Annotated in this window: 22 protein-coding genes and 1 pseudogene; all 23 read right to left on the bottom strand. The window is 36.7% G+C overall.

The features are described from left to right. Positions 1 to 136, bottom strand: a pseudogene (locus tag RWO85_RS04325) (ABC transporter ATP-binding protein); the annotation flags it as partial. Positions 137 to 595: 459 nt separating this feature from the next. After that, complete coding sequence (locus tag RWO85_RS04330; protein WP_314414243.1) at positions 596 to 1,096, bottom strand: transporter; 501 nt, start codon at positions 1,094 to 1,096, stop codon at positions 596 to 598. Next, positions 1,086 to 1,460 (bottom strand): metalloprotease family protein, encoded by a 375-nt coding sequence (locus RWO85_RS04335; protein ID WP_050235542.1) that lies wholly within the window; start codon positions 1,458 to 1,460, stop codon positions 1,086 to 1,088. Before RWO85_RS04335 ends, RWO85_RS04330 begins: the two co-directional genes overlap by 11 nt. Next, positions 1,457 to 1,723 carry a hypothetical protein gene (locus RWO85_RS04340; protein ID WP_050235541.1) on the bottom strand — a complete coding sequence of 89 codons (267 nt, stop codon included), beginning with the start codon at positions 1,721 to 1,723 and terminating at the stop codon, positions 1,457 to 1,459. Before RWO85_RS04340 ends, RWO85_RS04335 begins: the two co-directional genes overlap by 4 nt. Beyond that, on the bottom strand, positions 1,710 to 3,065 hold the full coding sequence (locus RWO85_RS04345) for a hypothetical protein (protein WP_314414245.1): 1,356 nt from the start codon (positions 3,063 to 3,065) through the stop codon (positions 1,710 to 1,712). Before RWO85_RS04345 ends, RWO85_RS04340 begins: the two co-directional genes overlap by 14 nt. Then, a complete protein-coding gene (locus tag RWO85_RS04350; RefSeq protein ID WP_050235539.1) occupies positions 3,022 to 3,738 on the bottom strand; it encodes an ATP-binding cassette domain-containing protein in 717 nt (238 codons plus the stop codon). Before RWO85_RS04350 ends, RWO85_RS04345 begins: the two co-directional genes overlap by 44 nt. Before the next feature lie 32 nt (positions 3,739 to 3,770). Continuing rightward, complete coding sequence (locus RWO85_RS04355) at positions 3,771 to 3,977, bottom strand: hypothetical protein (protein ID WP_050246678.1); 207 nt, start codon at positions 3,975 to 3,977, stop codon at positions 3,771 to 3,773. Between the two features lie 27 nt (positions 3,978 to 4,004). Then, positions 4,005 to 4,295, bottom strand: a complete 291-nt coding sequence (locus RWO85_RS04360; protein ID WP_313970486.1) for a hypothetical protein — start codon at positions 4,293 to 4,295, stop codon at positions 4,005 to 4,007. 460 nt (positions 4,296 to 4,755) lie between these two features. Next, positions 4,756 to 5,664: an XRE family transcriptional regulator gene (locus tag RWO85_RS04365; protein ID WP_314414247.1), complete on the bottom strand. Its 909-nt coding sequence runs from the start codon at positions 5,662 to 5,664 to the stop codon at positions 4,756 to 4,758. Positions 5,665 to 5,796: 132 nt separating this feature from the next. Next, positions 5,797 to 6,717 carry an XRE family transcriptional regulator gene (locus RWO85_RS04370; RefSeq protein WP_314414248.1) on the bottom strand — a complete coding sequence of 307 codons (921 nt, stop codon included), beginning with the start codon at positions 6,715 to 6,717 and terminating at the stop codon, positions 5,797 to 5,799. A gap of 122 nt (positions 6,718 to 6,839) precedes the next feature. Further along, the gene (adhE, locus tag RWO85_RS04375) at positions 6,840 to 9,491 is read right to left on the bottom strand and encodes a bifunctional acetaldehyde-CoA/alcohol dehydrogenase (RefSeq protein WP_000763955.1); all 2,652 of its coding nucleotides are present in this window, start codon (positions 9,489 to 9,491) and stop codon (positions 6,840 to 6,842) included. Positions 9,492 to 9,789: 298 nt separating this feature from the next. Then, complete coding sequence (locus RWO85_RS04380; RefSeq protein ID WP_314414250.1) at positions 9,790 to 10,200, bottom strand: MORN repeat-containing protein; 411 nt, start codon at positions 10,198 to 10,200, stop codon at positions 9,790 to 9,792. Beyond that, positions 10,187 to 10,630 (bottom strand): low molecular weight protein-tyrosine-phosphatase, encoded by a 444-nt coding sequence (locus RWO85_RS04385; protein ID WP_314414252.1) that lies wholly within the window; start codon positions 10,628 to 10,630, stop codon positions 10,187 to 10,189. Before RWO85_RS04385 ends, RWO85_RS04380 begins: the two co-directional genes overlap by 14 nt. 45 nt (positions 10,631 to 10,675) lie before the next feature. After that, positions 10,676 to 10,975: a preprotein translocase subunit YajC gene (gene yajC / locus RWO85_RS04390; protein ID WP_042900241.1), complete on the bottom strand. Its 300-nt coding sequence runs from the start codon at positions 10,973 to 10,975 to the stop codon at positions 10,676 to 10,678. A 116-nt stretch (positions 10,976 to 11,091) separates the two neighbouring features. Beyond that, entirely contained in the window at positions 11,092 to 13,068 is a 1,977-nt protein-coding gene (gene tkt / locus RWO85_RS04395; protein ID WP_314414254.1) for a transketolase, read from the bottom strand. 116 nt (positions 13,069 to 13,184) lie between these two features. After that, positions 13,185 to 13,808, bottom strand: a complete 624-nt coding sequence (locus RWO85_RS04400) for an HI_0552 family protein (protein WP_314414255.1) — start codon at positions 13,806 to 13,808, stop codon at positions 13,185 to 13,187. A 50-nt stretch (positions 13,809 to 13,858) separates the two neighbouring features. Beyond that, positions 13,859 to 14,848, bottom strand: coding sequence for an RNA-binding cell elongation regulator Jag/EloR (gene jag / locus RWO85_RS04405; protein WP_314414257.1), 990 nt, complete (start codon positions 14,846 to 14,848; stop codon positions 13,859 to 13,861). A 17-nt stretch (positions 14,849 to 14,865) separates the two neighbouring features. Beyond that, positions 14,866 to 15,690 (bottom strand): membrane protein insertase YidC, encoded by an 825-nt coding sequence (locus RWO85_RS04410; RefSeq protein ID WP_314414259.1) that lies wholly within the window; start codon positions 15,688 to 15,690, stop codon positions 14,866 to 14,868. Next, the gene (gene rnpA / locus RWO85_RS04415) at positions 15,665 to 16,036 is read right to left on the bottom strand and encodes a ribonuclease P protein component (protein ID WP_314414261.1); all 372 of its coding nucleotides are present in this window, start codon (positions 16,034 to 16,036) and stop codon (positions 15,665 to 15,667) included. Before rnpA ends, RWO85_RS04410 begins: the two co-directional genes overlap by 26 nt. Before the next feature lie 324 nt (positions 16,037 to 16,360). After that, positions 16,361 to 16,906 (bottom strand): hypothetical protein, encoded by a 546-nt coding sequence (locus RWO85_RS04420; protein WP_314414263.1) that lies wholly within the window; start codon positions 16,904 to 16,906, stop codon positions 16,361 to 16,363. Between the two features lie 5 nt (positions 16,907 to 16,911). Continuing rightward, a complete protein-coding gene (locus tag RWO85_RS04425; RefSeq protein WP_314414264.1) occupies positions 16,912 to 17,367 on the bottom strand; it encodes a hypothetical protein in 456 nt (151 codons plus the stop codon). 290 nt (positions 17,368 to 17,657) lie between these two features. Next, complete coding sequence (locus tag RWO85_RS04430; RefSeq protein WP_314414265.1) at positions 17,658 to 18,851, bottom strand: acetate kinase; 1,194 nt, start codon at positions 18,849 to 18,851, stop codon at positions 17,658 to 17,660. A gap of 49 nt (positions 18,852 to 18,900) precedes the next feature. After that, on the bottom strand, positions 18,901 to 19,854 hold the full coding sequence (locus RWO85_RS04435; RefSeq protein WP_314414267.1) for a class I SAM-dependent methyltransferase: 954 nt from the start codon (positions 19,852 to 19,854) through the stop codon (positions 18,901 to 18,903). Positions 19,855 to 19,877: the final 23 nt, after the last annotated feature.

Here is a 19,877-nt window from a genome sequence, read left to right on the forward strand (position 1 = left end):
CACAGCCTGATGGACCGTAAATCGCTGTAATTTTACCTTTTGCAATCTGCAGGTTAATATTCTTTAAAGCCTGCTCTTGATGTTTACCGTCCAAGGCGTAAAATTTTGAAATATTTTTAATGGATAAAATGGACATTATTATCTCCTTTAATCACTTGTGATATCGTGTAGCGATACAAACTAAAATAAACAATACTAATATAAACTATATTTAATAAAATCTGAGTCAAAAAACCGAATATTCTTATTTGGTTAACCAAAATACAGACTAGAATTGGTAGAAAACGAATTATATACATTATCACTCTAGTTTTTAAAGGGAGTGAAAAAGCTTCTAGTTCTTTCGCATCTTTAAACTCATATCGTTTAAAAATCAATACCTCTATAAATTGTATACTTTGGCACAGTAAATAGGCAAACACCATCCCTAATAAGAATATCGATATTTGTAATATACTATACTGAACATACCATAAAAAGATAGGAATAGGCACTGCTGGTAATACCCAACCAAAAAGCTCCCAAGATACTATTTAACCAAACTGTATTTTCTCTGTAATATGTTTCGGTTTGATGGCTAAATAAAAAGGTATTGTTATCTAATTAAATCACTCAAAACATTGATCAATTCTTCTTTTTGGACAGAAGTCAATCTCTTCTTGCTGGCATCATGATCATCTACTGTTCCCACATGAACTTTTACATTTGCATTTTTATCAATAGCTACTACAAAAGGAACGGATAAACCATCCTCACCTGTGTACTGCTTATAAAATTTTTCTAGAACCTCATTTTGTCTATTTGTATAGTTTTTATCTCTTACATTAACAACGAATGCTGTCTTTTTATGTTCTGATAAAACTTCATTAAAAACTGGCAATAACTCTACACACCACGGACAAGTGGGGAAACCAAAATAATAAATCCCTTCTTTTTTCCTAACTAACTTGTGTATAATTTGTTCAGAATCTTCATGCACAAATACCGGTAATCGATCGTTATATGTATTTGCTTGAGTAACTGAGTTTGAAAAATAATAACCAATTACAAACAGTGCGACTATCGAAAACACTACCAGTAAATATTTAAGTTTCAATTCTTTTTCCTCTTTTCTTTTTTATCATCTGCATAAGAGATAAGAAAATAACCTCTCCATCACCTGTAATTGGTATCAAGTTAAATAGATTTAAAAGACAAGTAATTTTTAAAATAATTGTATATATATTTAATTCTATAAAAAATCCTATAAAGACTAAAAACAACGGGGAAATAATCGATATAAGCAGATTATCCAAAGGTTGATATCTATTTTCATAATATACTTGAAATTTTAATGGTGGCAAAAAAGTTAGTTTCGGACTATATCTCAATAAATGCGCGATGAAAATATGGAGTAACTCGTGTAATATCAATCCACCTAAAATAGAAAATATATATAATACTCCTAATGTCAAAATCATTTTGTCCCTCTTTTAAATGTATAAATTATAGCAGAGACAAAGATAGAGTATATAGCAAATGTAACAACTATCTGAGGAGTTAGTCCAAATGTAGTAGAAATTTCATGAGCAGTGACATGATTATCAATTGAAATCCCAAGCAAGGTCGTCACACTTTGAGAACTTTCTCCCCCAATAGAAAATAATTTTACCAAGGTCTCGATAACCAACAAAAACAAATAAGTAACAACTGTAACACTAAAATATTTACTATAATTTTTCATTTCTAACCTTTCTAACAATCATAAAATGGAGAACTATTAGTGAAAACAATACTAATAATTCCATTCCTAGCATATTTGAAAACACACCAAATGCAACAAATAAACTCATTAACAATAAAACCGATGTAAATTCATTCAGACTACCATACGATTTAGGAAATAGATATCCTAGTAATAAACTCGCAACTGAAAAGCTCATCCCTTTTAACAGAGAATGAATCGTAATAATACTTAATAACCACATCAAGACACTTGGAAGTGACAATAACATAATTAAACAGAATTGATAGAACCAATCCATCTTATAGCTAATTCTTATCAGATCAAACTGTTTGCGGAATAAAGCAGTTACATCCGCAAAATGCAGTAGTAAAATACCAGCAAATGGTAACAACGATCCTCCCACGATTATTCCTATATTTATTCCGCTTTGAATCGTGACAATAGTGCATATTGTAAAAAATAGCAATAAAATCCCAATATTTTGCTTATTTCGAAAAATCGTCTTTTCCACAACTGGCATTCTTATATATCTCCGAGATATAAAAATGTTCTCTTTCGTAGGATATGAATATATGATTAAACTAAACATACAAAATAAACAGATTGCTACACTAAATGATATTATGATATATGATGATAAATTAGTAACGTTGTTGGCTAAAGTACTTTCAAATTCATATCTAAAATGGAAAAAATAGTATAGCGTCGATAACAGTAAAATAAAATAATGTATAGAGAGAACAACAGATACTAAGCTTTTTCTTACAAACCAAGTTATTTTAAATATTCGAGTACAGCACTCAAGTAGGATAACTGTAATCAAAAATGTTAAAAATTGTGTTATGGAAAATAGTATCCCCTCGAAAAAGCTATCTGTGATTAGTTTAATAGTAGGTACAGCAATAACTGAAACCAATCCATAAATAGTCAACATTACAATAATTTTAAACAGCACATACGCTCTATACACCACAATATTTTGATGAGGCAATGCTTTGACAAAAAATAGTGACGATTTATCTAAACTTACAGTAGTCTCTACAAAAACAAAACTGACGATAGCTAATGTAATTGTATTACTGAAATAACTAAAAAACGTTATCGCCTGCCCCTTATGCAACAAACTATTATCAACTGCTGACAAATTTGATGAAATGTGATTTAGCTCACTCATATTATACATAAAGTAAGCAAAATAAAGAGAAAAAAATATAGCAAAGAAAATAGTTTTTCTAATTTTCGAAGAGAAAAAAGGGCGATTTAATATTCCTTTTAGTGCGCTATTAATAAAAAATTCAACCAGAAACAAAACTTGTTTTAATCCATTGGATTTTATCATAAACACTCTCCATTAATGAAATTTTCTTTACTAAATCTTCAGCAGTCCCTGAAAATAGAGATAATTTACCATTTCTCATCAAATATATATTATCTGAAAATTTTTCAACAACTAACTTATTATGTGACACCAATACAATACTTGACTTCTTTGATATAACTTTTAACAATTCCGTCAGCAGTAACTCTGTTTCAAAATCCAACCCGCTAAAAACCTCATCACATAATATATATTCAGCATTTGATAAAAGAGCTGCAATAATCTGAATTTTTTTCTTCATACCAAATGAGTAACTTTCAATTAACTGATTTTGTGCTGATTCTAACCCAAATAAATCAATAAAATCAGGTATTAACAATCGATTAGAATGAACATATCTTGATAAAATAAAATGTAAGTACTCTATACCTGTCATAAACTCAGGAAGATAAAAGTCAGAAGGAATATAGAATAACTTTGATTTATAGTTATCGCTACTATAAGAAAAACTATCGACAAAAATCTCTCCCGAATCCATTGACTTCATCCCTACTATACAATCCATCAATGTTGTCTTACCACTTCCGTTGACCCCAACAATAACAGTCACTCCTTTTTCAGGGAAAGATATTGTTACGTCATTCAGCACTATCCGATTTTTATACTTCTTACTCAGGTTCTTTATTTCAATCATTTCTAACCTCGTTAATTAAAAGCTACTTCTATCTATCTTTTACAGTTAAAAGTTACATGGACTAAATCAGGAATACCAATTTTGATACCACCAACAAACGTTCCTCCGACCCATGTACAGTAAACAGCATATCCAATCGCACCGATAACTGAAATCAATACAACAACAGCCCAAATCCATTTTACTGTTACAGTTGTAGCATATTTATTTTCTAAAAACGAAATATAACTATTAAGCATTTTTTCTTCTCCTTTTCTTCTTCAAACCTATTTTAATTTTCTAAAAAAATCAAAATCTCTAAATGTTCTATTACTCTCCAACGTCATATCAAGTCCTACACTTACTTCTTGAACCAGAATAAGTGCATTTTTTTCTATTCCAATTATGGGATAGATTTTTAATCTTTTAGACTTTATTGTAATCAAATCCAATAAATAGCCGTTAACTCTTATTTCTACTTGAATAAGATTTGATAGTGTTTGTCGAATGAGCAGTACATCTCCTACTTCTGACATACCAGTCAATAAAACATTGTTTATTCTTTCAAATTCTAGCATGCCTTCTCACCTTCATAAAAATAGCAACGATTGTCTACTTCCACCAAAGCAACGTTCCTAAAAATGAAAAAAACTGAACCATCTTTAACTACCTCCTTTTTTATATATGAAGTTAATGATAAATTACATTATTCAATAACTTTTCAAGTAAGCAAAAATTAGTAAACTTCTTGCTTACACATTGGATTATATCAGTTTATAAAAAATTCTCCAATGACAGAAATGTCACTATTTTATTTAAACTGGTAAAATTAGAGTAAAAAGCTATCTAAACTAGTATTCAAAAATATCACATTTCTCAAAATATAATATAAGTTAGGCTGGACAAAAATTCAATTCAAAGCTAACATTTAGAACGTCTTCCCATAATAAAAAACATAATATCAAAGTTTTTGTATGATTGATATTATGCCTTTTATTGTGAGAACATTTACTTCATTTTTTCCTGTCAAGTTTTTCCTCAGACTATTTTATTATCCTTACTCCATTCATTATCTAAACTAACGATTAACTTCTCATTACCAAACATCCTCGCCATCATTTTTGCTTCTTCATACTTTTGTTTTGCTGTATCATAATCGGTATGAATATAATATTTCCACTCCACCATCAAGACAATCGGTTGCTTTTGGAAATCTCGTGTTTTTTCAGAAATCCAATTAAGTTTTTCCACAGCTAACTTAAATAACTCTAAGTCATTCAATAATTCACAACTTCCTAGCCCTGCAAATAACACATCACGAACAAGAAATAAATCGTCCGTACCGCTCTTTTCTACGTTATTACACACTTTTTGAAACATTAATTGAAGTTTCTGCTGTTCGCTACTAGATAACTGTCCTTTTTTTATATTTTCTAAATAACTACACAAAAAATACAATCTAATTTTTAAAAGATCTGAAAAGGAAAATTCTCTTTGATTCCATAGTTCCTCAAAAGATTCATCTAAAAGCGCTATTCCATACTGTTCATTATCCGTCGCTCTTACTTCATCTATTGCTTGAAGACAATCCACTATCATCTTCTCATCACGGGGCAGGTCATCATAAAAACACTCAAAAATCTCATCAAAATATTCTTCCTTTCGTTCTTGCAACTCCTTGTCTCCATAGTCAGGATGATGAAGAAGAAAGTATTTTAATTCTTGGTAACGCTTGGGTAATTCCTTATAGTCTGGCATCAAGACGTAGGATGGAATTTCTAATCTATCTGCAATATATTCTAGTGTTTTTATCGTAGGACGAAACTCTCCCTTTTCAATGCGCACCAACTGACGAACGGACAACTCTGACTCATCCCCACAAAAAACTGGACGACTAAGACCTTTCTCCTCTCTAAGGATTCGTACCTTCTCTCCTAATTCATTCACTTCTCTTTACCTCTAGGAACATTCCAAAAATTTTGATACTCAAACAAATATATGCATTTATTATAACATTTTATCAAAAAATGTACAAAAAGAGACATTCCCTATAACAGAAATGTCACTCCTATAAAGCATTTAACAATACCTTTCTAAGTCTTCGCTCCATTCATTATCTAAACTAACGATTAACTTCTCATTGCCAAACATCCTCGCCATCATTTTTGCTTCTTCATACTTTTGTTTGGCTGTTTCATAATCCGTCTGAATATAATATTTCCACTCCACCATCAAGACAATCGGTTGTTTTTGAAAATCTCGTGTTTTTTGCCCTATTTTATTTAAGGTCTCGACTGCCCTCTTAAAATAATGAAGCAACCCCATAATCTCTATACAAGTTAAAGAAGCTAACAAGGAGTCTCTAAGTAAGTCCAAACAATCGAACTCTATCTTATCAACCTGAGAACTTAATTTGTCATGAAAATAAAGAATAGTTTCATGCTCAGACTTTTTTATCTCACCCTCGTTTAAACCATCCATTAACTGACAAAGAAAATACAGTCTCAATTTCAACAATTCCTCAGCCCTATATACATCTCTGGATAGTAAGTCTTGAAGACTGTCCTCAATCACACTGCTTCCATATAAGGAATTACTAGTCATTCTCACTGCATCTATTGCTTGAAGACAATCCACTATCATCTTCTCATCACGTGGCAAATCATCATAAAAATTCTCAAAAATCTCATCGAAATATTCTTCCTTTTGTTCCTGCAACTCCTTGTCTCCGTAGTCAGGGTGATGTAAAAGAAAGTACTTTAATTCTTGGTAACGCTTGGGTAATTCCTTATAGTCTGGCATCAAGACGTAGGATGGAATTTCTAATCTATCTGCAATATATTCTAGTGTTTTTATCGTAGGACGAAACTCTCCCTTTTCAATGCGCACCAACTGACGAACGGACAACTCTGACTCATCCCCACAAAAAACTGGACGACTAAGACCTTTCTCCTCTCTTAAAAGTCGCACTTTATCCCCTAACTCATTTATCTTGTTCACTTGCCCCTCACATGATTATAAAAGATTTGATTTTCAAACAAATATATGCGATTATTATACCATTTTTCAAATAGAATTACAAAAAAGAGACAGGATAACTCCTGCCTCTAGGCTGATAACAATTATTTACGACGTCCTGGTCTTTCTTTGTAACCATAGTAAGAATCTTCGATGATTTCTTGCATATGGTCAACCATTGGAAGGCGTGGGTTAGCTGGTGAACATTGGTCTTCGTAAGCAAGGAAGGCCAATTCACGAGAATGTTCTTTCCATTCTTTTTCATCGATTCCTTGTGCTTTGAAGTTCATTTGGATACCTACGCGCTCACCAAGTTCGTAGACAGCTTTTGCGTAAGATTCCACCCCTTCTTCTGGAGTAGAAGCTGGAAGTCCAAGCATGCGTGCGATATCTTGGTATTTTTCATCTGCACGGTAGTAGTTGTACTTAGGCCATGTTGCTGTCTTAGCTGGACGTGTACCGTTGTAGCGGATGACGTATGGAAGCAAGATTGCATTTGTACGACCGTGGATTGTGTGGAATTGCGCACCAATCTTATGAGCCATTGAGTGAGAAATACCTAGGAAGGCATTGGCAAAGGCCATACCAGCGATTGTTGAAGCGTTATGCATTTTCTCACGTGAATGGAAGTCTGCGTTCTTAACTGAGCTTTCAAGGTTTTCAAATACAAGTTTGATGGCTTGAAGTGCAAGACCGTCAGTGTAGTCGCTAGCCATTTGTGATACGTAAGCTTCAGTCGCGTGGGTCAATACGTCCATACCAGTATCCGCAGCAACAAATCCAGGAACTGTCAATACCAAGGCAGGGTCTACGATTGCCACAGTTGGTGTCAATGAGTAGTCAGCGATTGGGTATTTACGGTTGTTTGCTTTATCAGAGATAACGGCAAATGGTGTTACTTCAGATCCTGTACCAGATGTAGTTGGGATTGCGATGAATTTAGTCTTCTTACCAAGCAATGGGAATTTGAAGGCACGTTTACGGATATCCATGAATTTTTGAACAAGGTCACGGAAGTCCACTTCTGGTTGCTCGTAGAAGAGCCACATTACTTTTGCAGCATCCATTGGTGATCCACCACCGAGAGCGATGATTGTATCTGGTTTGAAGGCACGCATAATCTCAGTACCACGGTTTACAGTTGTGATATCTGGATCTGGTTCTACATCAGCAAAGATTTGGTAAACAACCTTATTGCGACGAAGGTCAAGTTGTTCGATGATACGATCAAGGAAACCAAGCTCTACCATGGCATGGTCAGTAACGATCATGACACGTTCAACGTCACGACATTTTTGAAGGTATTGAATTGAATCACGTTCAAAGTATGTTTTTGAAGGAAGTTTCATCCATTGCATGTTATTTCTCCGTCTTCCGACTTTTTTGATATTCAAGAGGTTAATGGCACTAACGTTATCCCCAACTGAGTTGCGTCCGTAAGAACCACATCCAAGTGTCAATGATGGCAAGAAGGCATTGTAAACGTCCCCGATACCACCGAAAGTAGAAGGTGAGTTACAGATAACACGAATAGCTTTAACAGCTTTACCAAATTCTTTAGTCAATTCTTCATCAGCTGTATGGATAGCTGCTGAGTGACCAAGCCCATTAAATTCAACCATTTGACGAGCCTTAGTAATACCATCTTCACGGCTTTCAGATTTCAAAACTGCGATAACTGGTGACAATTTTTCACGAGTCAATGGCTCGTTTTCACCAACTTCTTTACATTCAGCAGCAAGAATGTTTGTTCCTTCTGGAACCGTAAATCCTGCTTGTTCTGCAATCCAAGTTGCTGGTTTACCAACGATGTCAGCGTTCAATTTCGCACCAGCACAGTTTTTGCTGTTTGCTTTCACGCCGAAGCAGAATTCTTCAAGAAGAGCTTTTTCTTTTTTGTTTACAAAGTAAGTGTGGTAAGATTTGAACTCTGCTACAAATTCATCGTAAATTTCTTTATCAATGATAACTGCTTGTTCAGATGCACAGACCATACCGTTATCAAATGATTTAGACATGACGATATCGTGTGCTGCTTGACGGATGTTTGCTGATTTTTCAACATAAGCTGGAACATTTCCGGCACCTACCCCAAGAGCTGGTTTACCACATGAATAAGCCGCCTTAACCATGGCATTACCACCTGTTGCAAGGATTGTTGCAATACCTTCGTGGTTCATAAGAGCACTAGTTGCTTCCATAGATGGTTCAGTAATCCATTGCACACAGTTTTCAGGAGCACCAGCTGCGATAGCTGCATCGCGGACGATACGTGCTGCATGAGCTGATGATTCTTGAGCTGATGGGTGGAAGGCAAAGACGATTGGATTACGTGTCTTCAATGAAATCAATGATTTGAAGATTGCTGTTGATGTTGGGTTTGTTGTTGGAGTGATACCACAAACAACACCAACTGGTTCAGCGATAAGAGTCAAACCTGTTACATCGTCTTCTTCGATAACGCCAACTGTCTTAGTGTGGCGCATGTTGTTTACTACGTGCTCACAAGCAAACAAGTTCTTAGTCGCTTTATCTTCAAATACACCACGTCCTGTTTCTTCAAAGGCATGCAAAGCCAATTCCCCGTGGGCATCCAAAGCTGCTACTGACGCTTTAGCTACGATGTAGTCAACCTGCTCTTGATCCAACTTACGCATTTCTTCAAGAGCAACTAGAGCTTTTTGCACCAATCCATCGACATGCTTTTCAGCAGCGAGTTTCTTTTCCTCTGGTGTCACAGTTTTTTTATCAGCCATATTTTCCTCCATAGCTATCAAGGATTTAATCCTTTGTTAATTTTTTCACAAGTTTATTATATCGCATTATTTTAACTTTGTAAACAGTTTCATAGGTATTTCACAAAGAATTTTTTATTGTTTGTGAAATCTTTCTCATTTCCTTTGCTTATCAAGTTTTTTATTTCGAGTTTGTGAAAGTTATTTCAAATATTTTTTATTTCACAAACTCATTTGGAAGAGAATCTTGGAAAGAAAGGGATTTGCAGGTAAGCGCTTACTTAAACATTCTAACAATACCTCCTTTGATAAGGAGGCTTTATTTTTGTTGAAAAACGCCTTGTTTAAAAGTTCCTTCATAAACGACTTCTTGTTCTGTTGTTAGTTTTCCTTGTCCTTCAGCCTGACCATTTACAAAATCACCTTCGTAGGTCCATCCTTCTTTAGATTGAAAAGTACCTTTTCCATTGAAGGATCCATTGTTGAAACCACCTGTATATTGGTCTCCATTTTGGAAGGTAATGGTACCTTGACCATTCATTTTACCACGGACAAGACTTCCGTCGTAAACAATCGTTCCATTATCAAGCTTTAGAACACCTTTTCCGGGAATATTTAGAAAAAAGACGAGTACAGCACAGAAAACAATGACAACTACTGCTAAAAGCTCTAAACGTGGACGAGTCAGATAGACACGATACTTTTCGTAAAAATTCTTAAGATTTTCCACCTTCACCCTCCTTTTCTAAACGTTCTAACCAAGCTTGACAGCCCTCTTGAACACGCTGATAGGTTTCCTCAAAATCTCCTGTATACCAAGGATCTGGAACACTTTCAGATGCAAATGAGTAAATCTTATGTTGCAAGCCTGCTGGACACATCTGACGTAGGTCAGAAACATTTGAAGCGTCCATTCCGATAATATAATCAAAGGCTTCAAAATCTTCCTTACTAATCTGAAGCGATGTCTTGCCTTTTTCATAAGGAATCTCATACTCTTGAAAAATCCCTTGAGTTCCCTTATGAATCGGATTACCATGTTCCCAAGAGGAAGTCGCTCGACTTTGGATTTCATAATTATCTGTCATTGATTTCATAACAAACTCGGCCATAGGGCTACGGCAAATATTTCCCAGACAGACAAAAACTAGTTTTTTCATCCCATTTCCTTTCTTTATAGAAAAACGGGAGTTAGTGATCCCGTCTTATTTTTCAATTGCGCCTTCTAATGAAGCTGTTTCTTTCAGCGGCAATACGGTCTTGATAGCAGCTAGTTCAAAAGTCAAGTAAACTCCATCTACATCAAGAACAATTGTTCTCTTCTCAGTGTCTACTTCATCGACTGTTCCATAAAGTCCACCGATTGTAATCACTTCATAGCCTTTTTGCAGTTTATTTAAACTTTCCATACGTTTTTGTGCTTGTTTCTTTTGAGAACGTTGCGTAAAGAACATCAAGCCCATCATAAGGACTAGTATGATTAAAAATGTATAATTTGGATTCATTAGTTTCTCCTTTGTCTTTTACATAGGACTACTATATCAAATTTCAGCTACTTTTACAAGATTGTACCTTGCTTTTCTAGTAAGAAAAATCAGAGCTTGCGCCCTGATTTTTAGGATTATTTCAAGTTTTGAACGACTTTTACTAGATTTTCTACAGTAAAGCCATATTCTGCCAATACTTTTGATGCTGGGGCAGAAGCTCCAAAGGTATCAATACCAAGAACAGCACCATCAAGACCAACGTATTTGTACCAGTTTTGAGTTGCACCCATTTCAACTGCGACACGACGGCGAACTGCATTTGGAAGAATCTCTTCCTTGTATGTTGCATCCTGTTTATCAAAGACATCTGTTGATGGCATGCTGACTACGCGGATTTTTGCGCCTTGACTAGACAATTCTTTAGCAGCTGAGACAGCTAGATTGACCTCTGAACCTGTTGCAATCAAGATGGTATCAAAGTCGACTGCATTTTCATAGACAACATAAGCACCTTTTGCAACCTTTTCAAAGTCTGTTCCTTCTTCAACAGTCAAGTTTTGACGTGTCAAGACAAGGACAGTTGGCGTTTTTTCGCTTGTCACTGCAAGGTACCAAGCTGCTTGCGTTTCACGCGCATCTGCTGGACGGAAAACATTTAGATTTGGCATGGCACGAAGACCTGCCAAGTGCTCAACTGGTTCGTGAGTTGGACCATCTTCCCCAACTGCGATTGAATCGTGGGTAAAGACATAAGTCACAGGAAGACCTTGCAAAGCTGACAAACGGACAGCTGCCTTCACATAGTCAGAGAATACGAAGAAAGTTCCACCGTATACACGAAGTCCACCGTGAAGAGCCATCCCGTTCAAGATCGTTCCCATTGCAAATTCACGAACACCAAACTGAATGTTACGGTTCAAGCGATTGGCATCGTCTTGAAGTCCGTCAGTTTTGATATAAGTCATGTTTGAGTGAGCAAGGTCAGCTGAACCTCCTAAGAAGGTTGGCAACTTAGCCGCTACAACGTTTAAGGCATCCTGACTCGAGTTACGAGTTGCTTGAGAGAAGCCATTTTCTAATGCTGGGAAGTCTGCTGGAGTCACTTCAACTGGATCACGTCCGTCGATGATGGCTTCTACTTCTGCAGCCAATTCTGGGTGAGCTTCTTTATAATCAGCAACTAGCTTTGTCCAAGTTTGATAAGCTGATGCACCACGATCTGCAACATGTTCTTTGAAATCAGCATATACTTGTTCTGGGATTTCAAATGGTTCGTAGTCCCAACCAAGGGCTTGACGAGTTGCTGCAGTTTCATCTGCTCCAAGAGGAGCACCGTGTACAGCATTAGTTCCTTGTTTATTTGGAGAACCATATCCAATAACCGTCTTCACTTCAATCAAAGATGGTTTGCCTGAAGCTTTAGCTGTTTCGATAGCAGCATGGATTGCTTCTAAATCTGTTCCATCTTCAACCAAGGCAGTATGCCAACCGTAGGCATTGTAACGGTCACGAACACTTTCAGTAAAGGAATCCTTTGTCTCACCATCCAAGTTGATGTCATTTGAATCATAAAGGACAACCAACTTGTCTAGTTTTTGCAAGCCTGCGTATGAAGCTGCCTCACTTGAGACACCTTCCATCAAGTCTCCATCTCCACAGATAACGTAAGTATAGTGGTCAAAGATATTGTAGCCTTCGCGGTTATATTTGGCTGCCAAGAAGCGTTCTGCCTGGGCAAAACCAGTGGCAGTTGAAATCCCTTGACCTAGAGGACCTGTTGTAGCATCAATTCCTGCTGTATGGCCAAATTCTGGGTGACCTGGTGTTTTTGAACCCCATTGACGGAAACTCTTGATTTCATCCATGCTGACATCTTCAAAACCAGAAAGGTGAAGAAGGGCATAAAGGAGCATTGAACCATGACCTGCTGAAAGAATAAAGCGGTCGCGGTTAATCCAGTTTGGTTGAGCTGGATTGATACGAAGTTGTTTTGTAAAGAGGCTGTAAGCCATCGGAGCCGCTCCCATAACCACACCTGGGTGACCTGAGTTAGCTTTATTAATGGCGTCAATACCTAGGAAACGAATTGCATTAACAGATAGATTTGACATAGAATTTCCTTTCTATTTGAGGTGATTATTGAATCACACATTCTATCTTACTATTATATGAAAAAATACATAGAATAGCAATTAAACAATTCGACGCTAGATAAGTCTCCTATTTTCTACTCTCTGGTCGCCTGATAATAGGGAAGCAAGCGTTCATAAGCTTCTTCTAATTTTTCTAAAATCACTTCTAATGATTGATTTTCTATAAAAGAAACATCTGCCTTAACTAAAACTTTGCGAACTTCCTGACTTCTCAACTTCTCGCGTAAAGTACAACGATTTTCTTCGTTCGCCTCCCACCGTTGACTTTGGCCATCAGAGTAGACTAGATAATAAATCCCTTCTACCGCTGGAACTTCTAATACCTTGGTTTGTTTCTCCAAAGTTTGCTCATCCTTCTTACGCTCGATGAAACTGACTTCTAGTGAGACTCCAAAATCAGAAGGACTTCCATATAAACGTAAGGCCATCATAGGTTCTGTCACTTGTCCGTCTCTCTGTAGATAAACCCAAAAATGTGGTCGCAAACGCTGCGCTTGATTCATCCACTGACTAGTTTGTTGGAGTTGCCATTCTGGATGACTTACTTGAAAGGCATTGGTCAGTTCTGTAAAAGCCTTTCTGGCCTCTTGACCTTTGTGGCGGAATGCCAGCATCTTCTCTCGCTCTGCTCCCGCTTTATCAGGATTACGGTACTGCAAACCAGCAAAGTCTAGATAGTCTCTTATCTTATTCAACATTAATTTAATCTCCTCCAGCTAGCAAAAAATCAGGAGAAACCTGATTTTACTTATTCTGTATCTACAACGACATAGCGATTTGGCTCGTCACCTTCAGAGTAACTAGTCACACCATCCATACGTGAAATAATACGATGGATAATCTTGCGTTCACTATTTGACATAGGATCTGTCTGATGACTGCGACCTTCTTCTAAAACACGAGTCGCCAATTTTTGAGCATAGGTCTGCAAGACTTCTGCACGGTGTTCAACATAATCATTGACATTGATAGTGATGTAAAAGGTTCTTGAATAGCGGTTATAAAGATAATTTTGAGCCAATAGTTGCAAAGCCTTCAAGACTTTGCCATGGTAACCGATAATACGACCTGGCTCATTGGTATCAATTTGTAGATTGATACTACGACGATTGTAATCATTTGAAATCGTCGCCTCAACGTCCATATCATCAATAATCGTTTGAACATAAGTCATTACTTCCATAGCTACTTGTTCAATATCAAAGCTCGGTTCAACCTTTAAGCCCAAATCTTCTAATTCTTGACTTTCAGTTTCTTCAGCTTGACTATCAACAATAGGAGTTTCTATTTCTTCTCCTAGGTCAGCTTCTTCAAGCTGTAATTCACTTAAAATATCAATATGCCCTGTTTCCTCTAAGATGGTGCTAGCATGTTTATCATTTTTCAAGATTTCAGCCTTAACTTCATCAGAAACCCCTTGGCCTTCTTCTTCAATCTTTTTAATTGCTTCTACAACATGACCCAAATCAACAGTTGCTTCACTGACTGTTTTAACTGGTTCATTTTGTTCATTAATTTCTTTAGGAACACCCTTTACAGCTTGTTGATTTGCTTTAATGACAGTTGTTTCACTAATAGCTTCAATGTCAACCTGAGCTGGTTTTTTACCAAATAAACCAAGAAATCCATTTTTTTCACGAGAAATGACTTTGATGTGAGCCTTCATTCTTGGAATATCTAACTCTTTCAATCCTTTCTGGATTGCTTCTTCAACAGTTGAACCTGTAAATACTACCATTACCAGATTCCTCCTTATTATTTCGTTTTCTGAGCCTTTTTCTTGGCTTTTCTTTTTCTATTTTCCAAATCTTTCTGTGCCTGTACTACGGCCTCGCGTTCTGCGATAATCTTGAATGGATTGTTCAAGAAATAGGTTTGCAAGACTTGATAGGCATTGGACACTGTCCAGTATAGGGCGACTCCACCTGGTGCATAAACTGCAAAGATAAAAATCAAGACCGGAATACCGTACATCATCGCAGTCGTAGCTCCATTACGCTCAGGCAAGGCTTTGTTGGACAGCCAAGTACTTAAAAAGGTGAATACTGCTGCTAAAATCGGAAGAACAAGGGTTGTATCCACACCACCAAGGTTAATCCATAAGAAATGACCTGTCTTTAAAAAGTCAACTCTTGATAGAGCTTGGAACAAAGCCAAGATAACCGGCATCTGAATCAAAATCGGCCAAAGAGAATCTGACTGTCTGACACCCATTTCTTTAAAGACTTTACGCATTTCCTGCTCTAGCTTGGTTCTGCTTTCCATATCTCTGCCTGGATATTGTTCTCGTAGCGCCTTAATGCGTGGTTGAGCTTCCTGTATTTTTCTAGAAGCCACTATTTGCACCTGAAAGACTGGCAAAAGCAGTGTACGAATCAAGACCGTAAAGAGAATAATCCCCACTCCGATACTGATATCAAACGATAAAAAGCGAATGATTTCCGCAAAGAAGTAAACAAATTTACTCCAAAAATCAGCCGAATCGGCTGTAATATCGCTAGTTGTCCCATTTGTTGCACAGGCTGTCATGATCAATAGAGACAGTCCTAGCAAACTAGTCAACTGTAGTTTCTTTTTCACTCCCATTTCCTTCCTGGTAAATCTTTGATAACTTTAATACGTGGAGTAGATTTTTCTCCATCTCTGCGTATCCCAAGGTTTCAACCCCTTTTCGAGCAATGACAACAAAATCAACATTTTCTTTCAGACTCCCTTTTACATTCTGGATAATATGTCGAATTCGTCGCTTGATTTGATTTCTAGTGACGGCATTCCCCAGCTTTTTGCTAACTGATAGACCTACTCGAAAATGGTTTTTCTGGTTTTCTAGTTGGTAGACAACAAATTTGCGATTGGCAAAACTTGTCCCCTCCTTGAAAATCGCCTTAAAATCTTTCTCTCTTTTTACACGAAAGTTTTTCTTCAAAACTCAACTCCATCTATTAAATTACTACTATTATACCATATTTTTCAAAAAAGCCAATCATAGCAAGGTTTGGACAGTTCTACCAATATTCTCTTTTTTATTTTTTAATCCTTTTCGTCGTGCTTTCATTCTCTTTCTTATTGTCACAATGTCTACTGTTCCCGTAACAGTCTATACTTAAAACTTTAAAAATTTGAAGCTATTTCCCCTGTAAACACTAAAAACGACAAAGTGGTTAGAAATTTATTTTCCAACCACTTTATCACATTCATTAAAGGCAGAACTATCATTTTAACATTCTTAATTACAAGTATTTAAGCATAACTAACCCCAAATAGCACATTTTCCAGCAGAGATTCCTAATTGTGCAACGATTCCTGCAACGTTGCTCTTCATGCCAAATTTAGCAAGTTTCATTGCTATATATGAAGCAGCTTTGCCCCACATTTGACCTTGAATATAACTGATAATGCCCCCTCTCATTAAATCAACAAGTTCCATACCTGGAATCATACCAATCAACTCATCACGCATACATGAAACAAAATCTCTATCTTGTAAAGAGGCTTGCAAGTTTTGAACCAAATTAGGCTCTGTATAAATACGTTCAATGCCCATTGCAATATACGGTGCTAAAGTGCCATAGCGTTCTGTCAATAATTCTTTATTAACATAAAGAACGCCATTCTCATAACTCGTCGCTTCTGTAAACAAGAATTTCAAATCCTTCTCTACTTCGGCAACATCAATATACTCTACAGTTGTATTTGGAACCTTTGTTTCATTAGCATATGCAATCCCGATAAAACTCGGTACCATAATAAGCAAAGTTGTAGCAATAACAATACATTTTGTAATTATCTTTTTCATGTCATTCACTCTTTCTGAAAGAAATCGTGTTGTGCTAAATAGTCATAATGTTGTTTGTTAAATTGATACTGTCCTAAATGTTGACTGATATTATCTACATCTACTGAAAAGATGTACTGTTCATTTTGATAGCGCCATTTAATTCTGACTGTGTTCAAGACTGTGTTATAACTAAAATCTTCAACTTGACTCCAGGACATTTCAATGACTTGATTAGGACGATTTTCAGTTACATCACTAATGTCCATCAAGTAAATCCCCTTAGGTGTGAATGACATAATCTTTGGCTTCACACTCGACTGAACATAGTAGGCTCCTCCTATAATGAAAAAATCAATAAAGGATTTCAACCATGTCTTTTTCTTAAAAGCCATCAGAAAATTCCTTTGTCCCTCGATATGACAAGTTGAAAGAAATGATTCAATCTGTTTTTCTGTTGCAAATTCCATAATAGCGCCCATGATATTACCTCCATAACTACAAACTAAGAACGATACAACAGCACTTATAATTTATCAAAACAATATTATAACATAAGTTGTAAGCGGATGCAAGCAAAAATTGACATAATATAAAATATTAATCGATGACACCTGTCATTCTAAGCGAAAATTAGAAATAAGTTATCTTTTATCACTTTTAACTCTTCTCAAAAGCAGCAACAGCTATCCTTTCAAAGCTAGTTAAGTTTAAAAAAAGAAGCTGGAAAAATCTCTTTCCCAACTCCTTGTACTAAATACTTTTTCTAGTTTTACTTATTTTTTAAGCGTTCAACATCACGGGCAATGACCAATTCTTCATCAGTTGGAATAACCAAAACACGAATCTTCGCTGCATCTGTTGAGATGTCTCCTGTCACGCCAAAGACGTTCTTTTCTGGATCAACATCACATCCAAACCAAGAGATGCCTGAAATAACATCTTCACGTACATCGGTTGCATTTTCTCCTACACCCGCTGTAAAGATAATAGCATCTGCACCGTTTAGGACTGCAAGGTACTGCCCAATATGTTTTTGGATACGGTCAATATAGATTTCATATGCTAAGGTAGCATCATGGTCTCCTTCTTTTTTAGCAGCAATCACATCACGCATATCACTAGACTGGCCTGAAACTCCCATGAGTCCTGACTCACGATTGAGAATATGGCTAATAGCCTCCGGTGTATTAAAGTCCTCTGTATATTGCATTAGGTAAGGGATGATTGCTGGGTCAATATCCCCTGTACGAGTTCCCATCATCACACCACCAAGTGGAGTGAATCCCATTGAAGTATCTACAGATTGACCACCCTTAACAGCTGTAATAGAAGCACCATTACCGATGTGGCAAGTAATCAATTTCAAGTCTTCTAATGGACGTCCCAAGAGTTTTGCAGCTTCTCCTGCCACAAACTGATGACTTGTCCCGTGGGCACCGTATTTGCGAACCTTATTTTCTGTGTAATATTTTGTTGGTAGAGGGTAGCGATAAGCTTTCTCTGGCATAGTTGTGTGGAATGAAGTATCAAAAACAACTACGCTCGTAATGTCTGGCAACAATTCCTTGAAGGCACGAACACCTGCTGCATTGGCTGGATTGTGGAGAGGAGCCAACAAACTCAACTCTTCAATTTTTTCTAAAACATCTCCCTCAACAACTGTTGATTCTTTGAAATATTCTCCACCTGCAACAACACGGTGTCCAACACCTGTAATCTCGTCATAAGCCTTGATAATATCGAAACGAATCAAGTCATCCAATAAAATTTTAACAGCTTGTGTGTGATTTTCGATATCCAAAATTTGTTGTTCAGAACGGCCGTCAAATTTTACAGTTGAAATTGAATCTTTCAAACCGATACGTTCAATCAAACCTTTGGCCAATACTTTTTCTTCTGGCATTAAGTATAATTGCCATTTCAAACTTGAACTTCCTGCATTGATTGCAATTGTTTTTGTCATAACAAGACTCCTCTTTTAAGCGTTTTCATCTATTATAACAAAATCTATTTTATATTTCAGTACCTTGAGTCCATTTTTGAAAATTTTCTTTAAATTTCATTAAAACACTTGCATCTTGTAGGCTAGCAAGTGGATAAATAAAAGGTTCTACTGCTATTTCACTTTTCTTCTGTAAGATAAAAATAGTCTTAGATTGTTTGGCACTAGCAAAGAGATTTTCAGGCAGACTAATCATAGCAACCAGACTTGCCTCCTCTTTCAACCACCCTTTCAACAAATCACTTTGAAAACTGGTCAACAAATCACTCGGAGCGAGAAAAATAGCGTATCCGTCTGACTTGAGATACTTAAGTCCTTGTTCCATGAGCAAGTGATGGGCGTAAGTATGTTCTTGACTAGAAGCAACTTGATGGCGCGACGCAACAGCATCATCAGGATAATAGCCGACAGGTAGGTCGCTGATGACCACGTCGCTTTCTTTTAGCATTTGTGGACGAACGGCATCTCCTTGGACAAAGCCAGCCTGCAAACCAATTACATCTGCCATGCTAGCTGCCAAATCAATCAGCAAATCGTCTACTTCCACTCCCAAGTAATCTACTTTCTTAGCAAGAGAGGTTAAGAAAGTAGCACCCAGAATCCCCATTCCAGACCCCATTTCGAGGATAGTGATTTCCTCTTCTTTAAACAACTCCTCCACAATAAACACCAAAAGTAAAGCAATAGCATCTGGTGTAAACTGGTGATTGGCCTGCAAGGGCTCTGTTTGACCAGCCTTCATCAAGAGAAACTGGTAGGTCTTGAGCCATTCTTCTTTGCGTAGCGCTAAACGCTTAAGAGCTTGATTGTTCTCTTTGACCTGCTCTAGTTCAGTTTCACCATCCAGATAGATGCTATTTTGCTCCACCAGGGCGTCATAAAAGTTGGTCGCCAAATCACTTTGAATGACTTGGACATTCTCTAGTAAATACGTATAAGCTTGTTCAATTTTTTCAAAATCCATATTCCTATCTTATCAAAATTCCC

Origin of the sequence: uncultured Streptococcus sp. (assembly GCF_963521865.1) — a bacterium.
GTDB lineage: Bacteria > Bacillota > Bacilli > Lactobacillales > Streptococcaceae > Streptococcus.